The sequence below is a fragment of the Pseudomonas sp. H3(2019) genome (genome assembly GCF_007713465.1).
Taxonomy (GTDB): Bacteria; Pseudomonadota; Gammaproteobacteria; order Pseudomonadales; family Pseudomonadaceae; genus Aquipseudomonas.
Genome location: NZ_VMSG01000006.1, coordinates 61585 through 88494 on the forward strand (window position 1 = coordinate 61585; position 26910 = coordinate 88494).

The window sequence follows — 26910 nt, forward strand, 5'->3', positions numbered from 1 at the left end:
GATGAGGGCCGAGAGTAAAACAGGACTCGAAAGTATACGAGGCCACTTCTTAACAAATTGTGAATTGGAAACATTATTGGTAAGGGCGACCGGTTTATAGCTCAGTAGAACCGGGTCGGTCACCCTTTGCATTTATTGAGGTGCATGCCTACGGTAGATGATCAGCGGCAAAGTCGGTTTCCGAACGGGCCTGTAGCTTGCCTTTGCGGCAGGCTCGTTGAAAGCGTTCGAAGTCGCGCTCGTTCTGGTCGGAATAGGCCTTGGCGTACTTGAACAGTGCATTGGCCATGTCCTCGCTCTTGCCAATGTATCCGCTGATTTGTGCAGCTTGACCGGAGGCTTTGGCATGGGCTCGAGCCAGGGCTTTACCGCAGATGTGGCCATACGCGGAAAACGTTTCGACATCGAAGGTTTCCAACTCCGCCGATATTTTCATGTCCCGTAGCTGGCGCACGTAGAAGTGCTGGCCGTTGGGGCTGGTGGTCCAACCGAGAAACAGATCGCTGGCCGACTGCATCAGGCGCTGGCCTTCAACCACGCGCTGGCCGTCATGGCGTATCCGCGATTTGGCTTTGACGTAATCGGCAATCACCGACCGGCGTGCTTCCTTGAGCTGCAAAAACAGCGGTCGCTCCTGATCGTCGGTCAGCAGAGCAACCAGGCAGCGCGTCCCGACGCTGCCCACCCCAACGACTTTGAACGCCAGGTCCTGGACCTCGAAGCGCGCCAGCAAATCGCGACGATCGCCCATCAGCGTGGCTCGGTAATCGTGCATGAGGCTGTCGTACGGTAGTCGCCAATCGTCCACGCGCATCCAGTCATCATTGGCGTCCAGTAGCGTGGAGTCTTTGTGCAGATGGAAGATATATGGCAGATCATCACGGATCAGCAAGCGGCCGTGTTTATCGCGCTGGCATATCTTGGGCAGCAGTTCCGCGTGGGTGCGATGCTCAGCTTTGTTAATGGCGTTTTTCACATGCTCCAGCGTGCTGGTGGAGGGTTCCTGTTTGAGCAATTCGTTGTAACCGAGGGCGTCGTACCAGATTTCCAGGGCACTCTGTTCGGCGCATTCGGCCATGCTCTCCTGATAGGCTGAGACCACACGGCGACAGATGTCTTCCTCCACTGACGCAACGTGGCGCAGGTCGCGAATGGCGACCAGGAAGCTTGCCACCAGCCGTTTCAGGTCCCATTCCCATGGACCCGGGTGAGCTTCATCGAAGTCGTTGACGCTGAATAGCAGGTTGCGTTCCGGCGTGCCAAAACCACCGAAGTTCATCAGGTGACAATCGCCACAAATGGTTGAATGCAGCCCCATGTCCGGCGTCCCGGACAGGTCGTGGGCATGCAGCAGAGCGTTGCCACGATAGAAGGCGAACGGCGAAACCAGCATGCGTCCGTAGCGCAACTCGACCAGCGAACGGATTCGCCCTGCACTGGAGGCTTTGATCAAGGGCACTGGGTCGCGATCAGTCTTGCCGAGCAGCGCCTGAGCATTGCGCGAGCACTGCTTGCGCGCATCCTTGCCCTGCTTCAGACGGTCTTTGAGAGTGGTCATGAGGTCCCTTTCGAGGTGGGCTGAATGGCTGGCGCAGACAGAAAAGGCACCGCTGGGCGAAGTGTAGAACTCGCTTGAAAGCTAGCAGGAATCCCGCTGTTAGCCAGTCTTTGCGTTGGCTGACAACATTGAGCGGGTCGATACGATGGCGTAGTTGTCGCCTTGGCGAGCCCACTGAAAAGCCGACTAGTCTTTAATCCATCGATGGGCCTGCCGAGGTGTGAGGAGGCGTGTGCTTTCGTTGCTGATCGCGTTGTTGCTGGCATTCCTGATTGGCTGGGTTTCGCAGCGGATGGGCATGTGCCTGGTCAATGCCAGCGCTTTGCTGCTCAAGCGTCGGCCCACCTTGTTCGTGGCACTGGTTTCCTGCGGGCTGTTCGGCCTGCTGCTGGCACCGATTTATCGCCATTTCGGCATCAGCCAGCCATTGTTCACGCCAGAAGTCGGGTATCCGTTGCTGATCGGTGGCGGACTGCTATTTGGCGTCGCCTCGGTGCTCAACGACGGTTGCAGTGTCGGCACCCTGACCAAACTCACCTGCGGCAATCTCAATAAAGCCTTTACGATTGTTGGCTGGGTGCTGGGGATTGTGCTCTGGTATCGGCTCAACATGTTGCCCGAGCACAGAACCCTGCTGATGCCCGAAATCTCCAGCAGCCACTATCTGCTCACCCTGGGTGTGGTGCTGATGGCGTTGCTGTTTCTGGCTTATGTTCACGGCGACAAACACCTGGTGTTCTCCAGCATGTTGCTAGGGGCGCTGACCAGCGCGCTGTACACCTTCGAACCGCAATGGACGCCCAGCGTGTTCTTCTACCACCTGTCACAGCTGTTCTGGATGCCCGAACAAACGACCATCACCGGCCAGCGCGTCGTGGTGTTCGTGATGTTGCTGGTGGGCATGCTCAGCTTCACCCTGCGCCGCAAAACCTTCAGCTATCAACCCTTCAACCTGTCGAAGGCGAGCACGCATTTGCTGGCCGGGGTGCTGATGGGCACTGGCGCGTCGATGATGCTCGGCGGCAACGATTCACAGATTTTGCTGGTGTTTCCGACGCTGAGTTTGACCTCGACGTTGCCATTGGCCTCGATTGTCGTGGGGATTGTGGGGGCGTTGTGGGTAAAGCGGTGGTGGGTGGGCTGACGGGGGGGCTTTTTGGCTGCTGAGGTAAGATCAATCAAGCAGGTTCAGTTGCGGGCTAGCTCTACAGTAAGTTACATTAAGTGAAACCTTTCGTAGAGTGGTGCTGCATGCAGCCCTATACAAAATCGACGCAGCCCATGGGGCGTCTCTTACGAAAACTGACCAATCTGGCCAGCGAAGAGCGCTATCTTTTTACTCCGGACGACCTCAGGGTTCTTGTGCCGGATATCTCCGAAGGTGCCTATAAAACCTTGTTGAGCCGTGCTGCTTCGGAAGGCCATCTGGCGCGGGTGTGCAGAGGGCTTTACCTGTTTGAAGGGGCCAAACCCTCCAGCGGTCTGGTGTTGTTTCATGCCGCCGCCAGACTGCGTGCCACGCAGTTCAACTACATCAGCCTTGAAACGGCATTGAGCGATTGCGGGGTTATCTCACAGATTCCCATCAACTGGATCTCGCTGATGTCATCCGGGCGCAGCAGCATCATTTCATGTGGACGATGGGGCACCATCGAGTTCGTACATACCCGTCGACAACCCCAGGACCTGGTGGGTCAGGTTCATTACGACGCGCGATGCCGACTATGGCGAGCCACGCCGCAGCAGGCATTACGTGACATGAAAGTTGCGAAACGGAACATGGATTTGATTGATTGGAGTGTCGCCAATGAGTTTGTTTGATGAGCTGGTCGATGAAGCGCTTAAAAACCAGCAAAACCTGGCGCCGTTGCGAGTCGTCGTGGAGAAGGAATTGCTGCACCACGACATCATGCTGGCGTTGAGCTCTGCCGGCATGCTCGCAAAACTGACTTTTATCGGCGGTACTTGTCTGCGTGCTTGCTACGGCTCGAATCGATTGAGCGAAGATCTCGATTTTACCGGCGGGGCTGACTTCAATCGTGAAAGCCTGACCGAACTGGCTCAGGTACTGGTCGATACTCTGAAGACCAAATATGGTCTTGAAGTCGAAGTCGGCGAACCGGTTCGTGAGGAAGGCAATGTCGACACCTGGAAGTTGAAAGTTCAGACCAGACCGGGACGCAAGGATCTACCTGCCCAGCGTATCAACATCGACGTCTGTTCCATCCCGAGTTATCAACCACAGCCCATGCTGCTGCTCAATCCGTACGGGGTCGACATGGGCACCAGCGGTCTGATCTTGCAGGCTGAAACTCGCGAAGAAATCTATGCCGACAAGATCGTTGCGTTTGCCCTGCGCCCTAATCGAATCAAGAACCGTGACCTGTGGGACATGGTCTGGTTGCGCCAGCAAAGCGTAACGCCACAGCTGGATCTGGTGGCAAAAAAGCTCGCTGATCATCACTGCGAGCAGGGTGAGTTCTTGAGACTGTTCAAGGAGCGTTCAGCGGTGCTTGATACCGATCCGAAAATCGTCGCCGAGTTTCGCAAGGAAATGGGTCGGTTCCTACCCGGCGAATTGGTGACACAAACCGTTAATGAACCAGCGTTCTGGACGTTTTTGGTGGGGCATATACGTGATTTGTATGTGAAGACTGAGCGCGTGTTGGGCGGGGATGAGGGGGCTCAGGATTTCAGGATGTGATGGCAGACCTGTAATGGGGGTAATCGATAGTCATTTTTCCGCTCCAACTGAAATGGGCGACCTTGATGAGAGGCCGCCCATTTTCTTTTGTGGATGAAAAGACTAGGGCCGGGCTTTAGATTTTCATCTGATCAAGCTTTCCATGAGTTGCGAACTTCCAAGGTACGCGGAACGCAGCGCCTCCTCTAATCAAGTCTGAGATAACTGCCCATCCACCTTCTTCACTCAATGTTGAAATCCATGTCATATCACTCGTACTCTGCGGGAATTTGTCCCGCAGTGGCGTCACGGTGTGGCCTTCGGATTTGGAGAGTTCGTTAAGGGCGCGGGCCAGAGCGGGAGGGAGGTTGTTGTCCAGCAGGAAATTCAAGCCGCATTCCTAAGCTCGAAATTAACTGCCGCGTCTACCGCGCTGGCAGGTATCTCGTAAAGTTGAGCAACGCGCTTGGCATCGTTCCCTTCGGCTTGATAAGCACTGAAAACAGTTGCTGTGTCGATCCCTGTAATGGAGAGCACAGGTTTCCCAAAGTTTCTGGAAGGGTCGAGAACGATGGCCTTGCTGCGTTTGATCGGATACCAGCGTTGGGCGGCACCTGAGCCTGTGTAATCAATGCCTTCATAGAGCGATGGCGTGATGACCTGTTTGAAGGCGTATTGCCTTTTGACCAGATCGAGCATTGCGTCATCGCCGAGTTCATCGAGAACAGTGGCGAAAATACTCCGTCCGTCGGTTTCGAATCGTTTGCAGGTAAAGGGATAGGCCTGATCAAACATTGCTTTTGCTTGCAGCGAAGCGCTGCGAATAGCTTGCAGGCTAACGCCGTGTTTACGGAAAGCGTGGACGAAGCGAATTTCGAGAAGGTCCTGAAAACCCAGGATGGGCTCACCCAAATCAGCCAGCTCGGAGGGCCACAGGCCAGGATGCAGAGCGCCGTGGGCGGTATACCCGGACAACCAGCGGCGGATGTCAGCGGCCGGAATGCCGGTGTAAAGCGCGGCTTCTGCCGGGGTGTACAAGCCGATGCCAACAAGGTGGCTGGGTAGCGCAGTGCGTTGCATGTGGCCTCCTTGTCAACGGGTAGTGCGGAAGGTGGAGTCTGGTGGCAGTGGCTATCTCGATCAATCGGTTTGAGACGAACCGTCTGTGTCGCCTGCCCAGATTAGGTTTGCAGCTCATCCCGCACAAGTTCACCCACGACGCTTCGGCTTGCGGGAATTGTCTGACCCTGACCACGGAAGGAGCGGTGCCGAGGCAGTTTTACGAAGCGATATCCACGGATTGGGTCGACAGAAAGTTACGTTAAGTGAAACCTTCCGTTGAGTCAGCGGCATATCGTGAGCATCGCCCGGATTAACTCAATTGCTAAAAGTGGCCCGCGAGGGCCACTTTCTTCTTCAAGACGACAAAACCTGCGCCTGCAATCGTCGCCCAACAACGTCCAGCAAATCGCAGCCATCACGCAGTGAAACCACCAACGCACGCGCCAGCTCACTGTGAATCCCCTCGCCGGTGGCAACGTTTTCCAGCAACTGGGTCGCGGTGCGGATGCGATAGGTGGCTGTTTCATGCAGCACGTCGAGCGGCGCCTCGGTGTCGATCAACAGGGATGCGACGGAGCAGTCGATGCCGGTAATGGGCATGTATCGAGCCATGGCAGAACCTCCATTCATGAGCAGAACGTGACTACTCAGTGGTGAGCGGCGGGCTGAGGTTCGTGCGCTGCATCCGGCGTGTCGAAGTGCTCCAGCGCCCGGTTCACCAGCAACTCGCTCAGCACGATCAACTGCTGAATCGCTAATGCGACGTTACGACGCAAGTCTTCGAGCTGGAAGGCCAGGTCGGTGGTCATGGCGTTGAGCGAGGCGAGGGTTTCGGAGGTGTGGATCAGCAGGGTTTCGGTGTCGATGTCGGGACAAAGGGTGAAGAGCTGACGTGCGGGATTGGTGTTTTTTTCGAAAAGATCGGGGGTGAACTTTTTCATGGTGGAACTCCGGTAGTCTCGAGAGGCCTACACGTTTACGGCCTGTCACAACCGGTCGCTCATTTGCAGCAACTGCACAAAGGTATCGTCACGACGAGAGGCTTTCCAGTTCATCAATGACGCCGCAGTGTGCGGGAAATCTCCTAGGATCTTTTGGCGGCGTGGCAAAAAAGAAATGAAGGGCTGTCGATTTGCGGCGCTACCGTTCGACAAGGTAGTGAGTAGTTCACATCCAACGGAGAGACGACGATGCGATTCATGATCATTATAAAAGCCAGCAAGGATTCCGAAGCCGGCGTGATGCCCACCCAGGAATTGTTGACCGCGATGGGCAACTACAACGAAGAGCTGGTCAAGGCCGGCATCCTCCTCGGCGGCGAAGGCCTGCACCCCAGCAGCAAAGGCACCCGCGTGCGCTTCTCGGGTGAGAAACGTACGGTGATCGACGGCCCGTTCGCCGAAACCAAGGAACTGATCGCCGGCTACTGGCTGTGGCAGGTGAAGTCGAAGCAGGAAGCTATCGACTGGGTCAAACGCTGCCCTAACCCGATGCCAGGCACGGAGGCCGAGATCGAGATTCGTCAGGTGTTCGAGGCAGAGGATTTCGGCGCCGAGTTCACGCCGGAGCTGCGTGAGCAGGAAGAGCGTGTGTGGGCGCAGGCGAAAGATCAGGCGAAGAAGTGCTGAAACGAAAAGGGGGGCTGATTTATTTTGATTTGAGGCGAGTGCTCGACAATAAATCTGCCCCCACTGCGTTGGTGCTGAATAGGATCAACCGGCGAGCATTCCCCAAAACATCGCGACGACCGCCAATGCCATCGCCAGCGAACAACACCAGCCCAGAATCCGCAAGCCTGGGTGAATGACGAACTCACCCATGATGTCCTTGCGCGATGCCATGAACATCATGGTGAACATGATCGGTACGGCCATGACGCAGTTGATCACGGCGCTCCACAGCAAAGCCTTGATCGGATCAATGGGCGCAAAGCACAGCAGAACGCCCAACAGCGTTGCCGCCGCAATGACGCCGTAGAAGCCTTTGGCGGTTTTTGGCTCGTCGGCCAGGCTGTTTTTCCATTGAAACGCCCCCGCCATTGCGTAGGCGGCGGAACCTGCCAGCACCGGTATGGCCAGCAAACCGGTGCCGATGATGCCGGCACTGAACAGCCAGAAGGCAAACTCTCCGGCTATAGGGCGCAGGGCACTCGCCGCTTGTTCGGAGGTCTGGATATCGGTCAAGCCGTGCATGTGAAGGGTGACGGCCGTGGTCAGCATGATGAAAAACGCGATGACGTTGGAGAATGCCATTCCAATGATCGTATCGATTCGGATCCGCCGGAAATTGACCTTTGCTTGCTCTGGAGCCTCAATCAGCGAGTCTGCGTCGGGACGAGTCTCCATTTCTTCCACTTCCTGGGAGGCCTGCCAGAAGAAAAGGTAGGGGCTGATGGTTGTGCCGAAAATGGCCACGACGATGGTGATGTATTCCGGCTTCCAGGACAGATGCGGCCATACCGTCTGCAGAGCGACCTTGCCCCATGGGATCTGCACCGCAAAAATTATGCCCACGTAAGCCAGCAATACCAGGGTCAGCCACTTGAGTACGCGCACATAGCGGCTGTAGGGAATGAACATCTGCAGCAGTAACGAAACTACCCCGAAGCCAACGGCGTAGAAGTGAGTCGGCCCACCGATCAACAACTTCGTCGCATTACCCATTGCGGCGACGTCGGCGGCAATGTTTACGGTATTGGCGATCAGCAGTAGCCCGACAATGGAGAGTAGAAAGGGCTTGGGGTAATGATGGCGAATATTGGTTGCCAGTCCGTGACCGCTGACCCGACCGATTTTGGCGCTGATGACCTGAATGCCGACCATCAGGGGGAACGTCAGTAATAACGTCCAGAGCGTGTTCAGACCAAACTGCGCGCCGGCTTGCGAGTAGGTTGCGATACCACTGGGGTCGTCGTCGGCGGCGCCAGTAATCAGCCCCGGTCCCAGTTTTTTCAACCATGAACCATGAGCCCTGACCGCTGGCTTGGAGACAAGCTCTTCGTTGTTCATTGTTGTCGGCTTCGCAGGGCGGCGGGATGCCACATATAGCTGTGACTGGAGGCTTTTGCGGGGAGTTCCCTGAGCGTATTCCTCCACTCTCGACCTCTGCGCGAATACTGAACGGACTTCTGCTTATGGTGTGTCTGGGGGCTCGTCCGTCAACTCACAAAAATAATCTTCGACACCAACTCCGCGCTGTTCTTGGCCTGTAGCTTTTTCATCAGGCGGGCGCGGTGGACTTCCACGGTTCGGTGGGAAATCGCCAGTTTTTTGGCCACTTCCTTGCAGGTCAGGCCGTTGACGATGTGCATCGATATTTCGCGTTCGCGGGGTGTGAGATTGACCGTGGCGTGGTGCGGTCGGTCCATGCGTTCGAAGTGCCAGACCATCAGTTGGAACGGATCGTCGGGGGTCAGGCTATAACCGTGCGACCTGGCCCAGAACACTTCGCCGCTTTTGTGTTGCATGAAGCGTTCGTCGGAATAGGATCCGCTCTGGCTGTTGCGCAACCAGGTCTGGCTGCGATTGCCGATGGCTTTGTAGTCCGCCTGGGAGGGATAGATCAGCAGGGTCAGATGGCCCAGAAGCTCTTCGCGCTGGTAGCCGAACAGTTCCAGAAATGCCTCGTTGCAGTCGAGCATCACGCGGTTGCCGGTGATGAGTTGCGGGGCGGGCGACACCTTGAATGCCAGGCGCTCAAGGTCTTTCAGTTGATGTGCGAAAACGGTCATTGGGCATCCTGCCTCGATTTAAATCCGCTGCTGACGACACCGTGTATCAGTTCGGTTACTTATTCATGTACGTAGTTGCACGAACTGGCGGACGATCCGGACGGTAGGTCATTGTAGGGAATGCCTGATCCAAGCACAGAAGAAAATCACCATGCCTCATGATTCCGTATCCATCGTCGCTGCCGCTCACTCCCGTTTTGGCCGTCTGGAGGATTCCACGCTGGAAGACCTGATCGTTCAGGTCACCCGCGAAGCCCTGGAAGACGCCGCCATTGACGCCTCAGCCATCGACGCGATGTTCCTCGGGCATTTCAATTCGGGGATGGTTGCGGATGGTTTTCCCGCTTCATTGATGCTGCAAGCCGACCCAGGCTTGCGCTTCAAGCCTGCCACCCGCTGCGAAAACGCCTGCGCCTCGGGTTCGGCAGCGATTCACGCGGGGATCAACGCGATTCGCTCAGGCTCAGCGGAACTGGTGTTGGTCGTGGGCGCCGAGAAGATGACCTCCAACTCCACGGCGGATGTCACCAAGGCCCTGGCCGGTGCCGGTTATCAGAACGACGTCATCGATGCCGGGCTCAGTTTTCCGCAGTTGTTCGGCCTGGCCGCGCAACAGTACCGTGACCGCTACCAGTGCCCGATGGCATCGATGGCCGCCATCGCCAGCAAGAATCACTCCAATGCCATGGCCAACCCCTTGGCGCAGATGCACCGGGTCATGGATTTCGAACACTGCAACAATGTGTCCAAGAGCAATCCGTACGTGGCAGACTCGCTGCGCCTGACCGATTGTTCGCTGATCAGCGACGGCGCTGCCGCCATTGTGCTGGCCTCCTCCAGGCGTGCCAGGCGGTTTCGTCGTGACGTGCTGATTCGCTCGGTGACTCAGGTCAACGATTTCCTGCCGATTGCCCAGCGCGACATCCTCGCGTTTGAAGGCCCGCAGCGTGCGATCCATTCGGCCTTGCGCGGGGCCAATATCACCCTGGCCGACCTGAGCTTCGCCGAGGTGCATGACTGCTTCACCATCGCCGAACTGCTGATCTACGAAGCCATGGGCCTGGCGCCTAAAGGCGAGGGGCATCGGGCGCTGGATGACGGTATCGTGTGGCCGTGCGGGCGTCTGCCGGTGAACCTGTCGGGCGGGCTCAAGGCCAAGGGGCATCCTGTGGGCGCTACGGGGGTGTCGATGCACGCTATGGCCTTTCGGCAATTGACTGGCGAGCCGATCGGCTTGGCGGTGCCGAATCCCGAGTTCGGTCTGTTGTTCAACATGGGCGGCATGGCGGTCGCCAATTATGCCTCGGTGCTTCAGGCGCGAAGGGCTTGAGCATGAATATCGCCAACTGGTTGAACGACGCCGGCCGACGCTGGCCAGAACGTCCAGCGTTGTTTGAGGGACCGCAGCAAGTCGCTGACTACGCCACGTTTGCCGTCCGTGTCCGTAGCCGTGCAGCGCAGCTTATAAACGAGCACGGCATTGCGCCCGGCGACCGTGTGGCGCTGTTCATGAAGAACAGTTGCGAATACCTCGAACTGCTTTATGCCGTCTGGTGGGTGGGCGCGGTGGTGGTGCCGATCAACTGCAAGCTGCACCCTGCTGAAGCCGGCTGGATCGTCGATAATGCGCAAGCCCGGCTTATTTTCACCGATGGCGGCAAGGTGTTCTCGCCCGAAGCGTTGCCGCAGGGCTGTCGAGAACTGAATGAAGCGGACCGTCTGGCGTGCGCTTCGGGCGATGCGATGAGGTTGGAAGATCCCTGTCCTCGTGATGCCGATGACCTTGCCTGGCTGTTCTACACCTCCGGCACCACTGGGCGGTCCAAGGGGGTGATGCTCTCTCATGGCAACCTGACGGCCATGTCGCTGTGTTATCCGCTCGACGTTGATCCGGTCAGCCCGGATGACGCAGTGGTGTACGCGGCCCCAATGTCCCATGGCGCCGGTCTCTACAATTTTATCCATGTGCGTTGCGGTGCTCGCCATGTTGTCCCCGTATCCCGTGGCTTCAAGGCCGACGAGCTGTTCGAGTTGGCAAGCGGGCTGCGCAATATCACCCTGTTCGCCGCGCCGACCATGGTCAAGCGGATGGTTGAGCAGGCCCGTCGTCAAGGCTATGACGGTGATGGGATCAAAACCATCGTCTACGGTGGCGCGCCGATGTACCTGGCGGATCTGCAAGACGCGGTCGAGACCTTTGGCGCGCGACTGGTGCAGATCTATGGTCAGGGCGAGAGCCCGATGACGATCAGCGCCTTGTCGCGAGAGCTGATTGCGGATCGCAACCGCCCCGACTGGGCCTCGCTGGCCGCTTCCGTGGGGCGGGCACATTCGTGTGTGGAGATCAGGATTCTCGACCCTGAGCACCGACCATTGCCACCCGGCCAGTCGGGGGAAATCGTCGTGCGCGGACCCACCGTCATGCAGGGCTACTGGCGCAACGACGCCGCGACGCGCGAGACTTTGGTGGATGGCTGGCTGTTGACCGGCGACATCGGCTTTCTTGATCACGCGGGTGTTCTGACGCTCACCGATCGCTCCAAGGATGTGATCATTTCCGGGGGCTGCAACGTGTACCCGCGGGAAGTCGAGGAAGTGCTGGCGCAACACCCGCAAGTCTTTGAAGTCTGCGTGGTCGGCGAGCCGGATGTGCAGTGGGGGGAATCAGTGGTAGCGTTTGTCGTCCCCCGCAGTGCAGGGGCGCTCGACGAGTCTTTGCTCAATGCCTGGTTCATCGAACGCATGGCGTCGTTCAAAAAGCCGAAAAAGTATGTGTTTCGCGCAGAGCTGCCCAAGAACAGTTACGGCAAGATTCTCAAGACCGACTTGCGCCTCTGGTTGAAGGGGGTCGCGAGCGGTACTGCAGTTCCCTGAGATGTGTTTTCCATGGATAGAAATCAGACAGGAGTCCCTCACGTGGGCATTCAACAGAAAAACCCGGCCCGGCAACGGCGCCGGGCGTTTATCGGTGCAACGTCCGGCCACCTGATCGAGTGGTACGACTACGGCGTCTATGGCTTCCTCGCCGTCTATATCGGCAAGGCGTTCTTCGTTTCCGACGACCCGACCACCAGCCTGCTCGCCAGTTTTGCGGCTTTTGCCTTGAGCTTTTTCATCCGGCCGCTGGGGGGGCTGTTCTTCGGTCCGCTGGCGGACAAGATCGGCCGACGCAAGACTCTGATCACGGTGCTGGTGATGATGGCTGGCTCTACCGTTCTGCTCGGGTTGTTGCCGACCTATGCCACGCTGGGTATCGCCGCGCCGATCCTTCTGGTGCTGATCCGCTGTGTGCAGGGCTTCTCGGCCGGTGGCGAGATCGGCACCATCACCAGTTTCATCTCCGAGTACGCCGGGCCCGGGCGACGCGGGTTTGCGACGTGCTGGTTGATGGTAACCGCGGTGCTCGGCCTGTTGCTGGGCGGTGCGGTGGCCAATGGCATGACCTGGGTGATGGGCGCTGACCTGATGCAAGCCTGGGGCTGGCGCATTCCGTTCCTGATCGCGGCGCCGCTGGGCCTGATCTCGATGTACATCCGCCTGAAGCTCGAAGACAGTCCCGAGTTCCTGGCGTTGCAGCGCGCAGGGGAAACCTCCAAAGCCCCGCTGCGAGAAGTCTGGCAGTGGAAAAGGGCGATTGCCCTGGTGTTCTTCATCATTACCCTGCACAGCTCGATCTTCTATCTGGTGCTGACTTTCGCCTCGACCTACATGTCGAGCATTCTCAAGTTCGACAGCGGCACGACCTTGCTCTACGTCTTCGTTGCCAGCCTCTCGGCCGCAGTGGTCATGCCGTTCGGCGGTGCATTCACTGATAAATATGGGCGCAAGCCGTTTTTGTTGGTGATCGGCACCCTGGCCACTTTGGCGATGTATTGGCTGTTCAAATCGGCACCCACGGCGACGCCGGCTTCGTTTATCTACCCGTTGATGGCGGTGGCGATCCTGTTCGGCCTGTATGCCTCGTCGACTTACGCATTGATGAGCGAATTGTTGCCCACCCGCATCCGTTCCACTGGCATCGCGGTGGCGTACAACATTCCGGTGGCGGTATTCGGCGGTAGCGCACCGCTGATTTCTACCTGGCTGATCAAGGTAACCGGCGACATTACCTCGCCCTGGTACTTTTACATCGGCACGGGCGTGGTATCGCTGATCGCGCTGGTGCTACTGCGCAAGGAAGATTTTATCGCCTGCGCAAGTCCCTCCGAAGTGCCGAATACTGGGCGAGCCAATCTGGCGTTGGCGCCCACGCCTTGAGCAGGTAAGTAATAGACAAAGCCCCAGATGCAACAAAGCCCGCACAAGACGGGCTTTGTTGATGAGAGGGTTCGCACAAGACGGGCGAACCAGAATTCATTGACTCTCTGGCACAGATTGCCGCGCTCGTAACACCACGATCCCTGGCGTCTTCGCGATGTAGTCCCTGAAGGGAGAGTCTACGACTTCCCGGTTCTTTTTCTTCGAAGAGGCATTACGCAGCACAGGCCCTTCGTCGTTCTTGATAAAGAACCCGGTATGGGTGACGTCGAGGCCGGCGAGTTGGGTGTAGATGCCAACGTAATCGCCAGTCTGCAAACGGCTGATCACATGGTCGTTAACAAACGCGCTAGGGATATAGGTAATAGTGCGTTCGATCATGGGCACGCCTGGCAAGTAGGCGCTGCCATCGGCTTTTCGGTTGAGGCGCTTAACCACGGTTACCGCATGAGGGCTGATTTGAGCGGTGACGTCGTCGGCGAGTTTTTGCTCGGCCTGCGACCAGTCGGTGAAGAAATGCCGGCGATGCAGGAAATCGAGATTGCCGTTCACATAACGCGTCTGAATAAGGTTTTTGAAGAAGTCCGCTTCATTGTTGGACTTTCTCAGCGCTTCGACGTAATCCAGATAGGTGAAACAGTCCAGGCCCCTGAAGTCGACGACCAGTTCTTCCGGCGTGGTAGCAGAGCCCTGCAACCTGTTCGCAGAATAGGGCCGTCCCAAAAACTCCCGTGAAATCAGATTGTTCATCTGCCCTATGTCTTCGGGGTTGATCGCTGAGCGTTCTTTGAGCAGGGCATCCAGTTTGCTGGCGGTATAACCATCCATGTTCAGTGGGGCGTGCCCATTCGCGGACGCGACGTTCTCCACTGCTTTCGTTTTCTCGACGGGCAGCCCAGTCCCGCACGCTGTCAGCATGGATACCAAAAGAAATACAGCAGACCTGCGCATTCGAGTTTCCATCGTTTTCGGCTGTTACGTCGTAAATGGTAATGTTTATTGATAGGTCCGTGGGGATTTTGAGACTGTCGGAGGAAGTTCAAAGCGTTTTTTTCGGGAAATACCGACTGGGTGCTTCGCCCAGTACTCGACGGAAAACACTGGTGAAGGCACTCGGGCTGCTATAGCCCAGATCAGTTGCCACCCGCGTAATTGCCTCTCCATTACCCAAGCGCACCACGGCCGCCAACAGACATGCCTGCTGACGCCATTCGACAAAGCTGATACCGGTTTGTTGGCGAAACAGCCGGGTAAATGTGCGGCGGCTCATCCCGACTTGCCGGGTCATATCATCAATTCCGGTTTCCAGCGACGGTTGCTCCAGCAGCTTTCGACAGACGTGCACCAGCCGTGGTTCGCTCGGAAGAGGCGCATTGAGCGATAAGGGCGACATGCCGGCTATTTCGTGGAGCAGCAAGGTCATCAAATGGCCGTCCAGATCTTCCTTGGCATACAGTGCCGGAACGTCCATGGCCCGGATCAGCAGTTGTTTGAGCAATGCCGAGACGCCGAATACCTGGCAGTGCGCAGGCAAACTGAGTCGAGCGGCGGCGCGGTTACGGATGTAGGTATTAAGCATGGTCACCGGTCCGCTCATGCTCATCTCATGGGGGACGCCCGCCGGTACCCAGATAGCTCTTTGTGGGGGGACGACCCAGTTGCCCTGGCGAGTGAATACCGTGATGACGCCACAGGCGGCGTAGGCAAACTGGCCACGTCGGTGCGTATGCAGAGCAAAGTGTTGGCCATCCAGATAGTTATTGGCCGTGACCACTGCATCGCGGGGAGTGTTTTCGTAGGGATCTATTTCAGTTTCGCGCATGGCCCGAATTTAATGATCTATGACCTGATAGTGCAAGCGAGCCATTGCCCCTGTTGCGCATAGTGACGTCGTGGTTGGGGCATACAGCTGCCGGCCCGGCATACTGGAAATAGAACTTCATGCAGAAAAAACACCTTATCCTGGCCGTGTTGGTGACGGCTGTCTGGGGTCTGAACTTTCCCATCACCAAACTGGGTCTGGCGGCAATTGATCCACTGCTGTTGACGGCTCTTCGCTTTACGCTGGCGGCGTTGCCGTGGGTGTTTTTTGTCCGGCGACCGTCGATCGCCATGGGGTGGTTGGCCGCCTATGGATTGATTTTCGGGGTCGCGATGTGGGCGTTGATCAACCTGGGCATCGAACTGGGTGTGCCACCAGGGACCGCAGCCCTGTTGATTCAGTTCAGTGCATTTTTTACCTTGGGTTGGGGTGTGTTGCTGTTTCGCGAGCATTTGAGTTTTGGACAGATTCTTGGAGTGGGGCTTGCAGCGCTGGGTTTGATCAGCATTATTTTCAACAGCCCCGGCCATGCGACAACAGTGGGTTATGGCTTGTTGCTGGTGAGTGCATTTAGCTGGAGTGTCGGCAACATCATCATCAAACAGTCAAAGGTTCGGGAGATGTTTGCCTTTGTGGTGTGGGCCAGCCTGTTTCCACCGATTCCATTACTGGCACTCACCTGGCTGGCACACGGTTCCGCTCCGTTTACCTCCCTGGTCACACACCTTGAATGGGTGTCAGTGTTCTCGCTGTTGTTTCAAGTCTACGCAGCGACGCACTTCAGTTATTGGGGCTGGAATCTATTGCTGCGAGAGTACCCGGTTTCCAGGGTCGCGCCGCTGTCTTTGCTGATACCGGTATTTGGCGTCGCAGGCTCGATGCTGATGCTTGGGCATCGGGTTGATTTCAACGAAGGGATTTCGATTGCGTTGATCCTGTCGGCGCTTGCGGTGGGGTTGATGAAGGGGCGCGAGCCGGTGCGGATTGCACAGGCTGGTGAATAGGCGCGGGGGAGCTGGCGATGTTTGAACGAACGCCATGAAAGACAGAACACCGTTTCCGGGCTCCCATTTCGGTAGGTCAGGTGTCTCGACACAATCGCACCTGACGACAACGTGCCGCTACGAATCTGAGTTAACCAAGCTCCAGCACCTACCCCAGTTCATGGCCCAGTAGATCGATAAGATGATCCATGGTGACGCGAACAGCGGGGGAGCGCCGTACGTCAGCATGAACAGACATCCAGATATCCCGCGCTGTCGGTTCGTCATCAAGCTCAATCTTGGCCAGCGCCGTGTCTCGATCAGCGAGAAAACAGGGAAGTATCGCCACGCCGATGCCTGCTCGTGCGGCAGCTAGCTGCGTTGCGACATCGCTACTTTGAAGCACGAAGGGGCGCCCATCTGCAAAGCGTTGTATCCAGCGCTGTTGGGGAATTTGATGGAGCGCCTCCTCAAAGCCAATGAATGTCCAGGTCGGTGAGGGCCTCAACGCATACGCTGGGCTGGCATAGAGGCCGAGCTTCATTGAGCCTACCTTGCGAACAATGCGACCGGATGTTTCAGGTCGTACGAACCCGATGGCGACGTCTGACTCCCCCTTTTCAAGCGAAGCAACACCTGAGGCCGCGCTGAGAATGACCTTGAGGGCCGGATAGTGCGAGCGCAAGCGGGTGAGACTCGGTGCTATCAATGCACTAGCCAGAATTGGGAGGGCGCTCAGTCTCACGGTCCCTGACAAAGGAGCCGTACCACGTGCATGACGGCCTATCGCATCGGTGATGGCTTCCATCGGCATGGCAATCGCTGCCAGCGCCAAGCCGTCCTCCGTGAGTCGCGATGAGCGTGGCAGACGCTCCACCAGTTTCATCCCGAGAGATGTCTCAAGGGCCGTAATACGTCGTCCCACTGTTGCGTGATCGACGCGTAACTCTTTCCCCGCGGCAGTGAATGAGCCGAGGCGAGCAACGACAACAAAATGGTGCAGATCTTGCCAATTCATCATGAGTGCAATTTCGCACACTTGAGTTGCGCCAGCACGCGTTTTCCGGTTTTCCCCGTAACCCTATAGTCCCTGCATGCATCATCAGGCTTACCGCCCTGTGAGCAAATACGGGAAGACAATCATGATTCTGTTCTACGCGGCTGGGGCCAGTTCCCTCGCTCCTCACATTCTCCTGCGCGAAGCAGGCGCCTCCTTTTCGCTTGAGAAAGTTGATCTGATGAGTAAGCAGTGGTCCGGCGGAGATTACGACCTGATCAATCCGAAGTCGTACGTGCCGACCCTGAAAACAGATGATGGGGCGATCCTGACCGAGTGTGCCGTCATTCTGCAGTACATTTCGGATCTGCACTCGGAGCGCAATCTTCTCCCGGCTCAGGGGCGCTTTGAGCGCTATCGCGTACTGGAATGGCTTGGCTTCATTTCGACTGAGGTACACAAGAACTTCATCACGCCCGAGCGGCATGGCGGGGTAAGCGCAAACTTTCTGGCGAAGACGATCGAAGGGCAGAGCGCGACGCGGCGCTTGGTTTCGCCACGGTTAGCATATGTCGATCATAGGCTGCGCGAGAGGGACTATCTGATGGGGGACGGGTTTTCCGCCCCTGACGCCTATCTGTTCACAATGCTAACGTGGGCCAAGCGATTAGAAATCGATCTATCGGCATGGGACAATTTGCAGGCCTATTTCCAGAGGGTCAGTGCAAGGTCGGCAGTGGGCGAGGCATTGAAGGTTGAAGGGCCTCCACATTCTTTGCGTCCTTTACATAACGTTTCCCCCTAACCGCTCCTGGCAAGGAGTCGAGTGGTGTCGTTCAAACATGGGCCAGCCCCGGCGAGGGCGCTTACGCGCAACGCGCCATGCCTGGCACACGTATAAAAAAGCCCGCATTTGCGGGCTTTATTGCACTATCAGTGCTTACCAAAGCGGTATGACATAACTCACGTAGAGCCGGTTTTCATCCTGCTTGGTCTGGCCCGTCAGGCTCGGGTTGGCTTGGGCGTTTTTCCAGGTCACGCCCAGTCCCTTCAACTTACCATCAGGCACCTGGTAGCTCAGCGCCAAGTCGCGCTCCCATTCGCTGTCGCCGCCTTTAGTTACTTTGATCTTATCGCCGTGCGCGTAGGTGGCCAGAAAGCCAAGGCCTTTGATGCCCAACTGACCGAAGTCGTATTTGTATTGAGCCATCCAGGTTTCTTCGCCAGCATGCTGGAATTTGTTCAGTTGCAGGTTGGTCAGTGCCGGTGTATCAGCGCCGGAGCCAGGACCTTGTCGGGCATCGCCACTGTTAAGCCCGGAGTCCAGGTAAGGGAAGTCACTGTCACCGGTGTTTTTCTGGGCCCCCAAGCCAATGGTGTGGCCCGCCAGGCTGTAGCTTTCCATCAGGCTGATAGTGGACTGGTTAATACGCCCCTTGGTCAAGCCGTCACCGTAAGAACCCGCGGTGGCAAAGTCGCTGTCGCCATTCGCGTTGCCGCCTACGCCCAGGCTGCGGTAGGCGCGAAAATCACTGAGGAGGCTACCGACCGGCAGCGCGGTGGTGTGCTTGGCGCCGATGAAGGCTTGTTGGTAGTAGTCCTGAAGATTGGAGTACCACAGGCTTAAGGTGGTGTCGGCCAGGCCTGTATAGTCAGCACCGCCATAGAGGAAGCGGTCGCTGAGTTTCGCACCGCCGCCAGTGGTCATGTCACTGTCGTTGCTTTCATTGCGAATTTTCGTCCGGATGATGTCGCCACCCGTGAAGGTGAAGTCGGACAGGTCTTTCGACACCAGTTGCACGCCGGTGTTGGTCTGGTGGTACAGACGCCCATCGGTGTTGGCCAGCATCGGGTTATTTTGGCTGAGCATACCAACGCGCAACTCATCCTTGAGGAAGCGCATCTTGAAGGTCGGGCTCAAGACACTAAAGTCATTGGCGGATTTCCCATCATCCAGCGGGAACATGCTGCCGGGATAACGACTCTGGTGATCCTTGTTATTCAGGTCACCACCAGAGTCGAGCTTGAGGCCGTAAAACGCCTCAAGATCGAGGCCGAAACCCACCGCACCGTCGGTATAACCGGAGCGGAAATTGAACTGGAAACCCTGTCCCCAGTCGCGGTAACTCTTGGCCTTGGCGGTGCTGCCCACCACGTCACGGCCTTGTTGATTGAGGTAGCGGTTGAGCAGGGTCAAGTCGGCATGGCTGTCGTCGATGAAGTCCGCATGGGCAGGCAACATCGCGCCTCCCAGCAAAGCGCCAGCGAGGGATACGGCTAGTTTCTTGATCATCATGGATCTCGTTCACAGGGTAATTCACCCTGCCGACGGACTTGTTCATCCAAGGCAATCCGTTACCCATGCATCGGCAGTTTTGCAGCGCTGATGCCAAACATTTGAATCGCTGCAATATTTTGAAACGCATTAGGGGCTTCGAATATGACAATTCGGTTACGCGATCTTTAGATGTTCGTTGCATTGACCTGCGTATAAAAAAGGCGCTAAAGAAGAAAACGAAGTGACAGGATTTTCATTTGATAGCGCTTTAGGCCGCATGTATTTTGGAGAAGGGAACAGGTTTATTTTTGGCGCGTGTCCCCGATGGAGTTCAGCTAGGGCGTAGCCAGGAAACAGGTTTGGACTGCGCAGCGAATGACACCGGTGAATGCGGTAATCGATCATTTCTTTTGCTGACCAGGTCTGGCATCGCGAAGAGCACGGCGTAACCAGTTTCAAATGCAGTGGTTTATGAGTCGCGGCGTAGCCTTACTTGCTCGCATTCGGGTTGCGGAGGATATCGAGGGGTGAGGTGGGAGCTGGCTGGCGAGCTGAAAGTTGTTTTCAAGCTGGGCCTGATCCGGGGTGAGTATCGCGAGGTTGAGCTGCTGGCACGGAATGGAAAACAACGTAATGTCGCGTTCCGGGGTGGCTTTCAACAAAGAGGGCTTGCGCAACAAGCTAGAAACCCCAAACCCCAGATGCAACAAAGCCCGCGCTAGGCGGGCTTTGTTGATGCTTCGTTTGGTGGAGCCGGGGGGATTTGAACCCCCGTCCGCCAGTACTCCGCTGTCGGTACTACATGCGTAGCCGTGTCTATTAAGTTAACCCTCAGCGACCCGACGGGCAGGGTGCTTTGGGCGAGTTGTGTAAGTTTTAGCCGCTTCGTCCACAACGTACTGCACGGCGATTCTGTTCTATATGACAATCACTTTGGGTTTACAGACATCCCCTGATGATTGCTGGACCCGAAGGTACCAGGAGGGAAGGGCTAAGGCTGCTTACGCAGCGAGAGCGTATTCCCCGTAGGTTTCGTCATTGGCAACTATAGGAAGTTGCAACAGTGGATTTACGAGTTCTGTTACCAACTCGGCATGCACCTAAAGTTTCGCAACCGGCGTCGAATCCTAAACGGCCCCGAACCTGCTATGTGTAACCAGCAGGTGAACACAGTGTACGCCAATGCGTGGAGCGAGTCGACCTTCTGTCCGCGCTTGCGTGTCAGGGCCGGGTTACTGGCTGTTCTTGTGGCTTTGAACCGATTGCAGCGCCTGCTGCGTCAGGGCTACGCATTCCCGATCGTTTTTCGCGTCATAGGCAGATTTGGCTTGCTGGAGTTTGCTCGTGGCGTCGCTTTGTGTGGCGGCATCGAGCTTGGTCGCATTGGCCAGTTCGCTGGTGAGTGTTTGAAGGTTCCTCGCGCACATATCGCTCTCGTTTGAGGCAAAGGCGTGGGCGGTTGTCAGTGTTGCGCAGATAAGCAGTCCGGCCAGGGCGGATCGCTTCATGGGGTTTCTCCTTGAACAGCGTCGGGAACCAAGGGGCTTGGGCTTAACAGATAGACTGTGGCGGCGCACAAGGGTTCTTGTGGTGTGGGAAAAATAGCGTTGTATTTCGTCGGCAGGAGAGTACAGCAAAGGGGCAGAGTGCCCCTTGCTGGATTGCGTCGATTTCAGATCGTTTTGGCTTGGGTCACCCGGTCCACCAGGTAAACCAGCCCGTGGTAGTCGATCCCGCCATGCTGGCTTAGGCCGATTTCACAGGTGCGGCTGGTGGAGATGCCTTCGCTGCAATGCTGCACGGCGTCTTTCAATGTGCGCAGTGAGTGAGCGTTCAGTTCAGGCGTGGTGAAGCCCTTGTCGCCGGCAAACCCGCAGCAGTGAATGCCTTCCGGAATCACCACGTTCTTACTGCAACGTCGCACCAGATCGATCAACGCCTGGCTCTCGCCGAGGTGCTGAGTGCTGCAGGTGACGTGCACTGCAATTGGCGCTTCCTGGGGCGTGAAGTCCAGTCGGTCGATCAAATGCGTGCGAATGAAGCGCACCGGGTCGTACAGGTCCAGGCGCACGTCGCCGAGGTCCTGCACCAGGCGCAAGGTGCAGGGGCTGGTGTCGCAATAGATCGGGTCGAGCCCGCCGCGACTGGCGTGCAGCAGCGCGCCGATCAGCTCCTGGCGTTTGTGTTCGGCTTGTTCGGCATAGCCTTTGGAGGCGAATGGCTGACCGCAGCAGAGGTTGTCCTGATTCTCCGGCGAAACTACTTGGTAGCCAGCTTTTTCCAGTAAACCGCGGGTCTTGTCGTAGAGCGACATTTGCTCCTTGTCACCGGCCGCCAGGCCCATCACCCTCGACACGCACGCAGCCAGATAGACCACGCGCGGGCGCTCGTCGGTCACTGTCGGGCTGAAGCGTATCGCGCGTTCAGGCTGTGGCATGGCGTTGGTCCACTGCGGGATTTGCCCTTTCGACAGCTTGGTCAGCGCAGCAGAAATTTTCGTCAGCCGTGGCGCGCCCAGCAGCATCCGCGCACCGTTGGCCACGTGCAGCGTGAAGCGCGCGCCTTGCAGTGCAGTAGCAAAATTTCCTTCCAGCCAGTTGGCGGTTTTCGTTCGGGTTGCGGTGCGGCTACGGAGTTTTTTCACCAGTTCGCCGGTGTTGATTCCGACGGGGCAGCGTTGTGCGCACAGTCCGGTGGCGGCGCAGGTGTCGAGACCTTGATATTGATAAGCCTCTTCCAGCTGGGAGGTATCGATGCCTGCGCGTTTTTTTGCCTGAATGTCACGCCAGATCACGATGCGCTGGCGCGGGCTCAAGGTCAGGCCCTTCGATGGGCAGACCGGTTCGCAGAAACCGCACTCGATGCACTTATCCACAATTTCGTCGGCGGCCGGCAGCGGTTTCAGGTGCTTGAGGTGGATCTGCGGATCTTCGCTGAGCACCACGTCCGGGTTAAGAATGCCGTTCGGGTCGAGCAGGCGCTTGAGCTGCCACATCAACTGATAGGCATCGCTGCCCCATTCCAGTTCGACGAAGGGCGCCATGTTGCGTCCGGTGCCGTGTTCGGCTTTCAGCGAACCGCCGAACTCGACGGCGACCAATTGCGCCACGTCGTCCATGAACGCCTGGTAGCGTGCGACTTCTTCCGGGCTGTTGAAGCCTTGGGTGAAGACGAAGTGCAGATTGCCTTCCAGCGCATGACCGAAAAGTATCGCTTCGTCGTAGTGATGTTTGTCGAACAGCTCGATCAAACGGTTCACACCAGCCGCCAGTTGCTCCACCGGGAAGGTCACGTCTTCGATAATCACTGTGGTGCCGGTTTTGCGCACCGCGCCGACGGCAGGGAAGGTGTCTTTGCGGATCGCCCACAGCTTGGCGTTTTCTGCCGGGTCTTGCGTGAAGTCGATCTGTTTCTCCACCGGGAACGCGGCCAGTGAATTCATGATCTGCGCCAGCTGTTCGTGCAACAACGCAGTTGATGCAGCGCGGGATTCGATCAGCAAGGCGCAGGCGTTGGCCGACAGTTGCTGGACGAAGGCCGGCATTCCGGGTTTGTCCTGCACCGAGCGCAGGCTGCGACGGTCGAGCAATTCCACGGCCGAGACCGGTTGGGTTTTCAGCACCGTCACGGCGTTGCAGCAGGTTTCGACATCCGGAAAGACGATCAGCGCCGAGGCTTTGTTCGGATGGTCGATCACCGTGTCGTAGGTCACCGCACTGATAAACCCCAGCGTGCCTTCGGAGCCCACCAGCAAGTGGCTCAAGATATCCACAGGCTCGTCGAAATCCACCAAGGCATTGAGCGACAGGCCGGTGGTATTTTTCAGACGGTATTTGTGGCGAATCCTTGCGGCCAATTCGGTATTGGCGCGGGTCTCGCGGCCGAGTGTCGCCAGACGTTCCAGCAGCTCAGCGTGGCTGTTGCGAAAAGCCGCGACACTGGCGGCGTCCTCGGTATCGAGGCGACTGCCATCAGCCAGCACCAGGCGAATGCCGGCCAGCGTGTGGTAGGTATTTTGCGCGGTACCGCAGCACATGCCGCTGGCATTGTTGGCGACGATGCCGCCGATTTTACAGGCATTGATTGACGCCGGATCGGGGCCGATCTTGCGGCCAAACGGTGCCAGCCAAGCGTTCGCCTGTGCGCCGATCACGCCCGGTTGCAGGCGGATTTGTGTGCCCTGACTGCGGATCTCGCGACCGTTCCAGTTGTCGCCAAGGACGATCAGCACCGAGTCGCTGATGGCCTGGCCAGAGAGGCTGGTGCCTGCGGCACGGAAGGTCACCGGCACCCGGTCACGCTGGGCCAGTTTCAGCAGGGCAACCACTTCGTCTTCAGACTCGACACGAATCACCAGCTTCGGGATCAGTCGATAGAAACTCGCATCGGTGCCGAAGGCCAGGGTCGAGAGCGGGTCGTCGAAACGCCGGTCCTGTGGAATCAGTTGCTGCGCATCGTGCAGGAACGCGGCCGGTAGACTCATTGGTCCTCCAGGATCAGCACCACCAGGTCTTTCGGGCCGTGGGCACCGTAAGCCAGGACTTGCTCGATGTCGGCGGTTTTCGACGGGCCGGACACCAGCAAGGCGTTGGTCGGCATGCCTTGGGCCCACTCGTACTCTTGTTGGACCTGATAGAAGTTGTCGCGAATTTCACTGGCCTTGAGCAGGGCGAAATGTACCGGCGGCACCAGGCTCATCAGTCGTGGTTCTTCGCGGGTCGGCCAGATGATCAGGCTGCCGGTGGCGGCGATCGCTCCGAGGGTGGTGGTCAGGCTGGTCGGGGTGTCATTGAACAGCTCGGCTTTCCATTCTTCTACCGGACGGTCGTAGGCCTTCAGCGTGGGCAGGTCAGGGTTATTCGCCCAATGCTGTGTGACACGTTGCCCGTGCGGTGTAGTCGGTGCGATCAGCAGGCTCGGCAACTGACGGTCGCGCAGCAATTGCGCGAGCAACTCGGGCCAGCCTTGCTCGCTGGTCAGGTGGATTTCGGTGTGCACCGCTTCCATCAGTTTGCGCAGTTGCGGGATGCGTTGTTCCGGGGTGTAGGTGTAAGGCTCGGTCACCAGCGCTTCATCGAAGTTGTCAGGCACTGGCGTGGTGCCGGTCAGACTATTGCGCAGTTTGGCGAGGATGTTTTGCTTGGCGCTCATCAGCGATCTCCCTGTTTGGCCAGATGCTCGCGGGCCATGTCGTGCAGTGAGCGAGCGGCGGGTTTCGGTGCGCTGTGGTTTTGCGTCCACGGGCCGATGTTGCTTGGTGTGAGGGCGCGCAGGCGAGTGGCGAAGAAGCCGAACAGCCGATACAGCGTCGGCGAGCTGTTGAGCTTGGCCCAGGCGTTCCAGATGAAGCGCTCTTTGCGCGAGTACTTGCTGCCCTGGCCGCGCATCACTTGATGAGGGCTGTCCGGGGCTTTGACGTTTTCTTCGCGTAGGCGGCGCAGCAGTGCCGGAATCGGAATTTTTACCGGGCAGACCTCACCGCAGGCGCCGCACAGCGACGAGGCGCTTGGGTGGTCCGGGACTTTCGCCAGGCCAACCATGTGCGGGGTGATGATCTTGCCGATCGGCCCCGGATAAACCTCGCCATACGCGTGGCCGCCGATGCGTGTGTAAACCGGGCAATGGTTCATGCAGGCGCCGCAGCGAATGCAGTTCAGGGTCTGGCGCAATTCACTGTCGGCAAACGCCTGGCTACGACCGTTGTCGAGCAATACCAGATGCATTTCTTGCGGGCCGTCGAGTTCATGTGCCTTGCGCGGGCCGGAGATCATGTTGACGTAAGTGGTGATCGGCTGGCCGAGGGCCGAGCGTGTCAGCAAGGAGAGCAGGGGTACAACGTCGCGCAGGTTTTCGACGACTTTCTCGATCCCGGTGACGGCAATGTGTACCGGCGGCACGGTGGTCGACATGCGGCCGTTGCCTTCGTTTTCCACCAGCAGCAGGGTGCCGGTTTCGGCCACGGCGAAGTTGACGCCGGAGACGCCGATGTCCGCTTCGAAGAATTTCTGCCGCAAGACTTTGCGACCGATCTGAATGAGTTGGTCAACGTCCTTGGTGTATTCCACGCCAAGTTTGTCGTGGAACAAGGACGCGACCTGACCGGCATTCTTGTGGATCGCCGGCATAATAATGTGTGAAGGCTTCTCGTGGTCGAGCTGGACGATGAACTCGCCCATGTCCGACTCAAGGCATTCAATACCTTGTTCAGCGAGGACATGGTTCATCTCCATTTCTTCGCTGACCATCGATTTGCCCTTGATCACTTGCCGCGCCTCGTGAGCACGGATGATCGATAAGACGATGCCATTGGCCTCGTCCACCGTTTCCGCCCAGTGCACTGTCACACCGTTGCGGGTCAGGTTCTGTTCCAGTTGCTCGAGCAGGTCGGGCAACTTGGATAACGCGCGGGCACGGACTGCATTGCCCAGGACGCGTAAGTGTTCTCGCTCAAAGGCATCGCTGAAAGACGCTGCCCGCTTTGCCATCAGTGAATCCATTGCGCTGCGGAAGTTGTTTCGCAGTTGCTTGTCGCCCAATGCCTCGTGAGCCCGGGTGCGAAAATCTTCTTCAACCGCTACCGTTGGAATCAGCGTGGAAGTGCTCATTTTGCACCTCCGGTTCGCTGCCAGAGGAAGCTGGCCAAGTGTTGGCCGCGCAACACTTCATTGTGTTTTTCCAGCGAACCGTTGATGTTCATCAAACAGCCGCAGTCGGCACTCAGCACTGTGTGTGCGCCGGATTCCTTCAGGGCTTTGGTCTTGTCAGCGACCATCGCACCGGAAATGTCTGGCATTCGGACGCTGAATGTCCCACCAAAGCCACAGCATTCACTTTCGTGGCTGTGGTCGACCCGTTCCACGTTACTCAGTTGCGACAACAATTCGCGGCCATGCAAGTGAGTGTTCATCTCACGCCGTGCCGAGCACGAGGTGTGCAACGCCACTTTGACCGGCTTGCCGCCATCCTTGAGCTGCACCTTGCAGACGAACAGCAGAAACTCGGCCAGCTCATAGGTCCGTGCCGCCAGGGCCTGAACCTGTTTCAACGTGTCCGGCTCGTCCTTGAACAAGTCGGCGTAATGTTCACGCAGCATGCCTGCGCAGGAGCCCGAAGGCACCACCACCGGATAATCCCCGGCAAACAGCGCCAGTTGCGAGCGCGCCACGGTCCGGGCCTGTTCGGTGTAACCCGAGGTGTAGGCCGGTTGTCCGCAGCAGCTTTGCCCTTGCGGGTAATCCACGCGAATGCCTTCGCGTTCCAGCAGGTGAATCGCGTCCATCCCGGCTTCGGGATAAAACAGGTCGACCACACACGTGCCGAACAGGTAGACCCGCTGCGGTTTCTCGCTGGGGTACTGGCGCGGTTCAGGCAGTGGCGGGGCGACACGGGTCGCGTTCGGCACAGCGTTGTAAAAAAGCTCGCTCATCAGGCGTGTCTCTCGGCCGGTTATCCGTCCGCTGAGGCTGCTGACTATAAAGCGGGACGCTTTCAGCAGCCTTGCAGACCGGGTGGTGAGTCGCTGACGCCAGGGCCAAAGCCC

General features: G+C 57.7%; 25 protein-coding genes and 1 other RNA gene. 9 read left to right on the forward strand and 17 right to left on the reverse strand.

From position 1 onward, the window contains the following. Window positions 1-148: 148 nt before the first annotated feature. Window positions 149-1558 (reverse strand): DUF2252 domain-containing protein, encoded by a 1410-nt coding sequence (locus tag FPT12_RS08275; protein ID WP_145015627.1) that lies wholly within the window; start codon window positions 1556-1558, stop codon window positions 149-151. Between the two features lie 232 nt (window positions 1559-1790). Here FPT12_RS08275 and FPT12_RS08280 point away from each other — a divergent pair, with 232 nt between their 5' ends. The 3 genes from FPT12_RS08280 (at window position 1791) to FPT12_RS08290 (ending at window position 4262) form a co-directional block, all read left to right on the forward strand. Then, on the forward strand, window positions 1791-2702 hold the full coding sequence (locus FPT12_RS08280) for a YeeE/YedE thiosulfate transporter family protein (RefSeq protein WP_145015629.1): 912 nt from the start codon (window positions 1791-1793) through the stop codon (window positions 2700-2702). Between the two features lie 107 nt (window positions 2703-2809). After that, on the forward strand, window positions 2810-3379 hold the full coding sequence (gene abiEi / locus FPT12_RS08285; RefSeq protein WP_145015631.1) for a type IV toxin-antitoxin system AbiEi family antitoxin: 570 nt from the start codon (window positions 2810-2812) through the stop codon (window positions 3377-3379). Beyond that, window positions 3366-4262 carry a nucleotidyl transferase AbiEii/AbiGii toxin family protein gene (locus FPT12_RS08290; protein ID WP_145015633.1) on the forward strand — a complete coding sequence of 299 codons (897 nt, stop codon included), beginning with the start codon at window positions 3366-3368 and terminating at the stop codon, window positions 4260-4262. The genes abiEi and FPT12_RS08290 overlap by 14 nt, the downstream gene beginning before the upstream one ends. A 115-nt stretch (window positions 4263-4377) precedes the next feature. Here the strand turns inward: FPT12_RS08290 and FPT12_RS08295 are convergent, their stop codons facing one another. From FPT12_RS08295 to FPT12_RS08310, 4 genes are all read right to left on the reverse strand, one after another. Next, window positions 4378-4632: a hypothetical protein gene (locus tag FPT12_RS08295; RefSeq protein ID WP_145015635.1), complete on the reverse strand. Its 255-nt coding sequence runs from the start codon at window positions 4630-4632 to the stop codon at window positions 4378-4380. Beyond that, window positions 4629-5321: a helix-turn-helix domain-containing protein gene (locus tag FPT12_RS08300; RefSeq protein ID WP_145015637.1), complete on the reverse strand. Its 693-nt coding sequence runs from the start codon at window positions 5319-5321 to the stop codon at window positions 4629-4631. The genes FPT12_RS08295 and FPT12_RS08300 overlap by 4 nt, the downstream gene beginning before the upstream one ends. 336 nt (window positions 5322-5657) lie before the next feature. After that, window positions 5658-5915, reverse strand: a complete 258-nt coding sequence (locus tag FPT12_RS08305; protein WP_145015639.1) for a hypothetical protein — start codon at window positions 5913-5915, stop codon at window positions 5658-5660. 35 nt (window positions 5916-5950) lie between these two features. After that, window positions 5951-6244 carry a DUF6124 family protein gene (locus tag FPT12_RS08310; RefSeq protein WP_145015641.1) on the reverse strand — a complete coding sequence of 98 codons (294 nt, stop codon included), beginning with the start codon at window positions 6242-6244 and terminating at the stop codon, window positions 5951-5953. A gap of 249 nt (window positions 6245-6493) precedes the next feature. On the opposite strand from FPT12_RS08310, the gene FPT12_RS08315 reads away from it, so the two are divergent. Further along, on the forward strand, window positions 6494-6931 hold the full coding sequence (locus tag FPT12_RS08315) for a YciI family protein (protein ID WP_145015643.1): 438 nt from the start codon (window positions 6494-6496) through the stop codon (window positions 6929-6931). Window positions 6932-7015: 84 nt separating this feature from the next. Here the strand turns inward: FPT12_RS08315 and FPT12_RS08320 are convergent, their stop codons facing one another. After that, window positions 7016-8311 (reverse strand): NRAMP family divalent metal transporter, encoded by a 1296-nt coding sequence (locus tag FPT12_RS08320; RefSeq protein WP_145015645.1) that lies wholly within the window; start codon window positions 8309-8311, stop codon window positions 7016-7018. A 149-nt stretch (window positions 8312-8460) separates the two neighbouring features. Continuing rightward, a complete protein-coding gene (locus FPT12_RS08325; protein ID WP_145015647.1) occupies window positions 8461-9033 on the reverse strand; it encodes a LuxR C-terminal-related transcriptional regulator in 573 nt (190 codons plus the stop codon). A 151-nt stretch (window positions 9034-9184) separates the two neighbouring features. Here FPT12_RS08325 and FPT12_RS08330 point away from each other — a divergent pair, with 151 nt between their 5' ends. The 3 genes from FPT12_RS08330 to FPT12_RS08340 are packed head-to-tail and all read left to right on the forward strand — an operon-like array spanning window position 9185 to window position 13290. Continuing rightward, a complete protein-coding gene (locus tag FPT12_RS08330) occupies window positions 9185-10363 on the forward strand; it encodes a thiolase domain-containing protein (RefSeq protein ID WP_145015649.1) in 1179 nt (392 codons plus the stop codon). 2 nt (window positions 10364-10365) lie between these two features. Continuing rightward, window positions 10366-11907: a class I adenylate-forming enzyme family protein gene (locus FPT12_RS08335; protein WP_145015651.1), complete on the forward strand. Its 1542-nt coding sequence runs from the start codon at window positions 10366-10368 to the stop codon at window positions 11905-11907. Window positions 11908-11919: 12 nt separating this feature from the next. Beyond that, window positions 11920-13290: an MFS transporter gene (locus FPT12_RS08340; RefSeq protein ID WP_178098653.1), complete on the forward strand. Its 1371-nt coding sequence runs from the start codon at window positions 11920-11922 to the stop codon at window positions 13288-13290. Window positions 13291-13386: 96 nt separating this feature from the next. Here the strand turns inward: FPT12_RS08340 and FPT12_RS08345 are convergent, their stop codons facing one another. After that, complete coding sequence (locus tag FPT12_RS08345; protein ID WP_145015656.1) at window positions 13387-14241, reverse strand: DUF1460 domain-containing protein; 855 nt, start codon at window positions 14239-14241, stop codon at window positions 13387-13389. Window positions 14242-14329: 88 nt separating this feature from the next. After that, on the reverse strand, window positions 14330-15112 hold the full coding sequence (locus FPT12_RS08350; RefSeq protein ID WP_145015658.1) for a helix-turn-helix domain-containing protein: 783 nt from the start codon (window positions 15110-15112) through the stop codon (window positions 14330-14332). Window positions 15113-15231: 119 nt separating this feature from the next. Here FPT12_RS08350 and FPT12_RS08355 point away from each other — a divergent pair, with 119 nt between their 5' ends. Further along, window positions 15232-16116, forward strand: coding sequence for an EamA family transporter (locus FPT12_RS08355; protein WP_145015660.1), 885 nt, complete (start codon window positions 15232-15234; stop codon window positions 16114-16116). A 148-nt stretch (window positions 16117-16264) separates the two neighbouring features. Here FPT12_RS08355 and FPT12_RS08360 read toward each other — a convergent pair whose 3' ends face one another. After that, a complete protein-coding gene (locus FPT12_RS08360) occupies window positions 16265-17116 on the reverse strand; it encodes a LysR family transcriptional regulator (RefSeq protein ID WP_145015661.1) in 852 nt (283 codons plus the stop codon). 121 nt (window positions 17117-17237) lie between these two features. Here FPT12_RS08360 and gstA point away from each other — a divergent pair, with 121 nt between their 5' ends. Then, complete coding sequence (gene gstA, locus FPT12_RS08365; protein ID WP_145015663.1) at window positions 17238-17897, forward strand: glutathione transferase GstA; 660 nt, start codon at window positions 17238-17240, stop codon at window positions 17895-17897. Between the two features lie 135 nt (window positions 17898-18032). Here gstA and FPT12_RS08370 read toward each other — a convergent pair whose 3' ends face one another. The 7 genes from FPT12_RS08370 to FPT12_RS08400 form a co-directional block, all read right to left on the reverse strand. Continuing rightward, window positions 18033-19385 (reverse strand): OprD family outer membrane porin, encoded by a 1353-nt coding sequence (locus FPT12_RS08370; protein WP_145015665.1) that lies wholly within the window; start codon window positions 19383-19385, stop codon window positions 18033-18035. Window positions 19386-20115: 730 nt separating this feature from the next. Further along, window positions 20116-20509: a transfer-messenger RNA gene (gene ssrA, locus FPT12_RS08375) on the reverse strand. A 93-nt stretch (window positions 20510-20602) separates the two neighbouring features. Further along, the gene (locus FPT12_RS08380; RefSeq protein ID WP_054594084.1) at window positions 20603-20878 is read right to left on the reverse strand and encodes a hypothetical protein; all 276 of its coding nucleotides are present in this window, start codon (window positions 20876-20878) and stop codon (window positions 20603-20605) included. A 164-nt stretch (window positions 20879-21042) separates the two neighbouring features. Continuing rightward, complete coding sequence (locus tag FPT12_RS08385; RefSeq protein WP_145015667.1) at window positions 21043-23853, reverse strand: FAD-binding and (Fe-S)-binding domain-containing protein; 2811 nt, start codon at window positions 23851-23853, stop codon at window positions 21043-21045. After that, a complete protein-coding gene (locus tag FPT12_RS08390) occupies window positions 23850-24521 on the reverse strand; it encodes a lactate utilization protein C (RefSeq protein ID WP_145015669.1) in 672 nt (223 codons plus the stop codon). The genes FPT12_RS08385 and FPT12_RS08390 overlap by 4 nt, the downstream gene beginning before the upstream one ends. Then, the gene (locus FPT12_RS08395) at window positions 24521-25975 is read right to left on the reverse strand and encodes a LutB/LldF family L-lactate oxidation iron-sulfur protein (protein ID WP_145015671.1); all 1455 of its coding nucleotides are present in this window, start codon (window positions 25973-25975) and stop codon (window positions 24521-24523) included. Before FPT12_RS08395 ends, FPT12_RS08390 begins: the two co-directional genes overlap by 1 nt. Beyond that, complete coding sequence (locus tag FPT12_RS08400) at window positions 25972-26796, reverse strand: (Fe-S)-binding protein (protein ID WP_145015673.1); 825 nt, start codon at window positions 26794-26796, stop codon at window positions 25972-25974. The genes FPT12_RS08395 and FPT12_RS08400 overlap by 4 nt, the downstream gene beginning before the upstream one ends. Window positions 26797-26910: the final 114 nt, after the last annotated feature.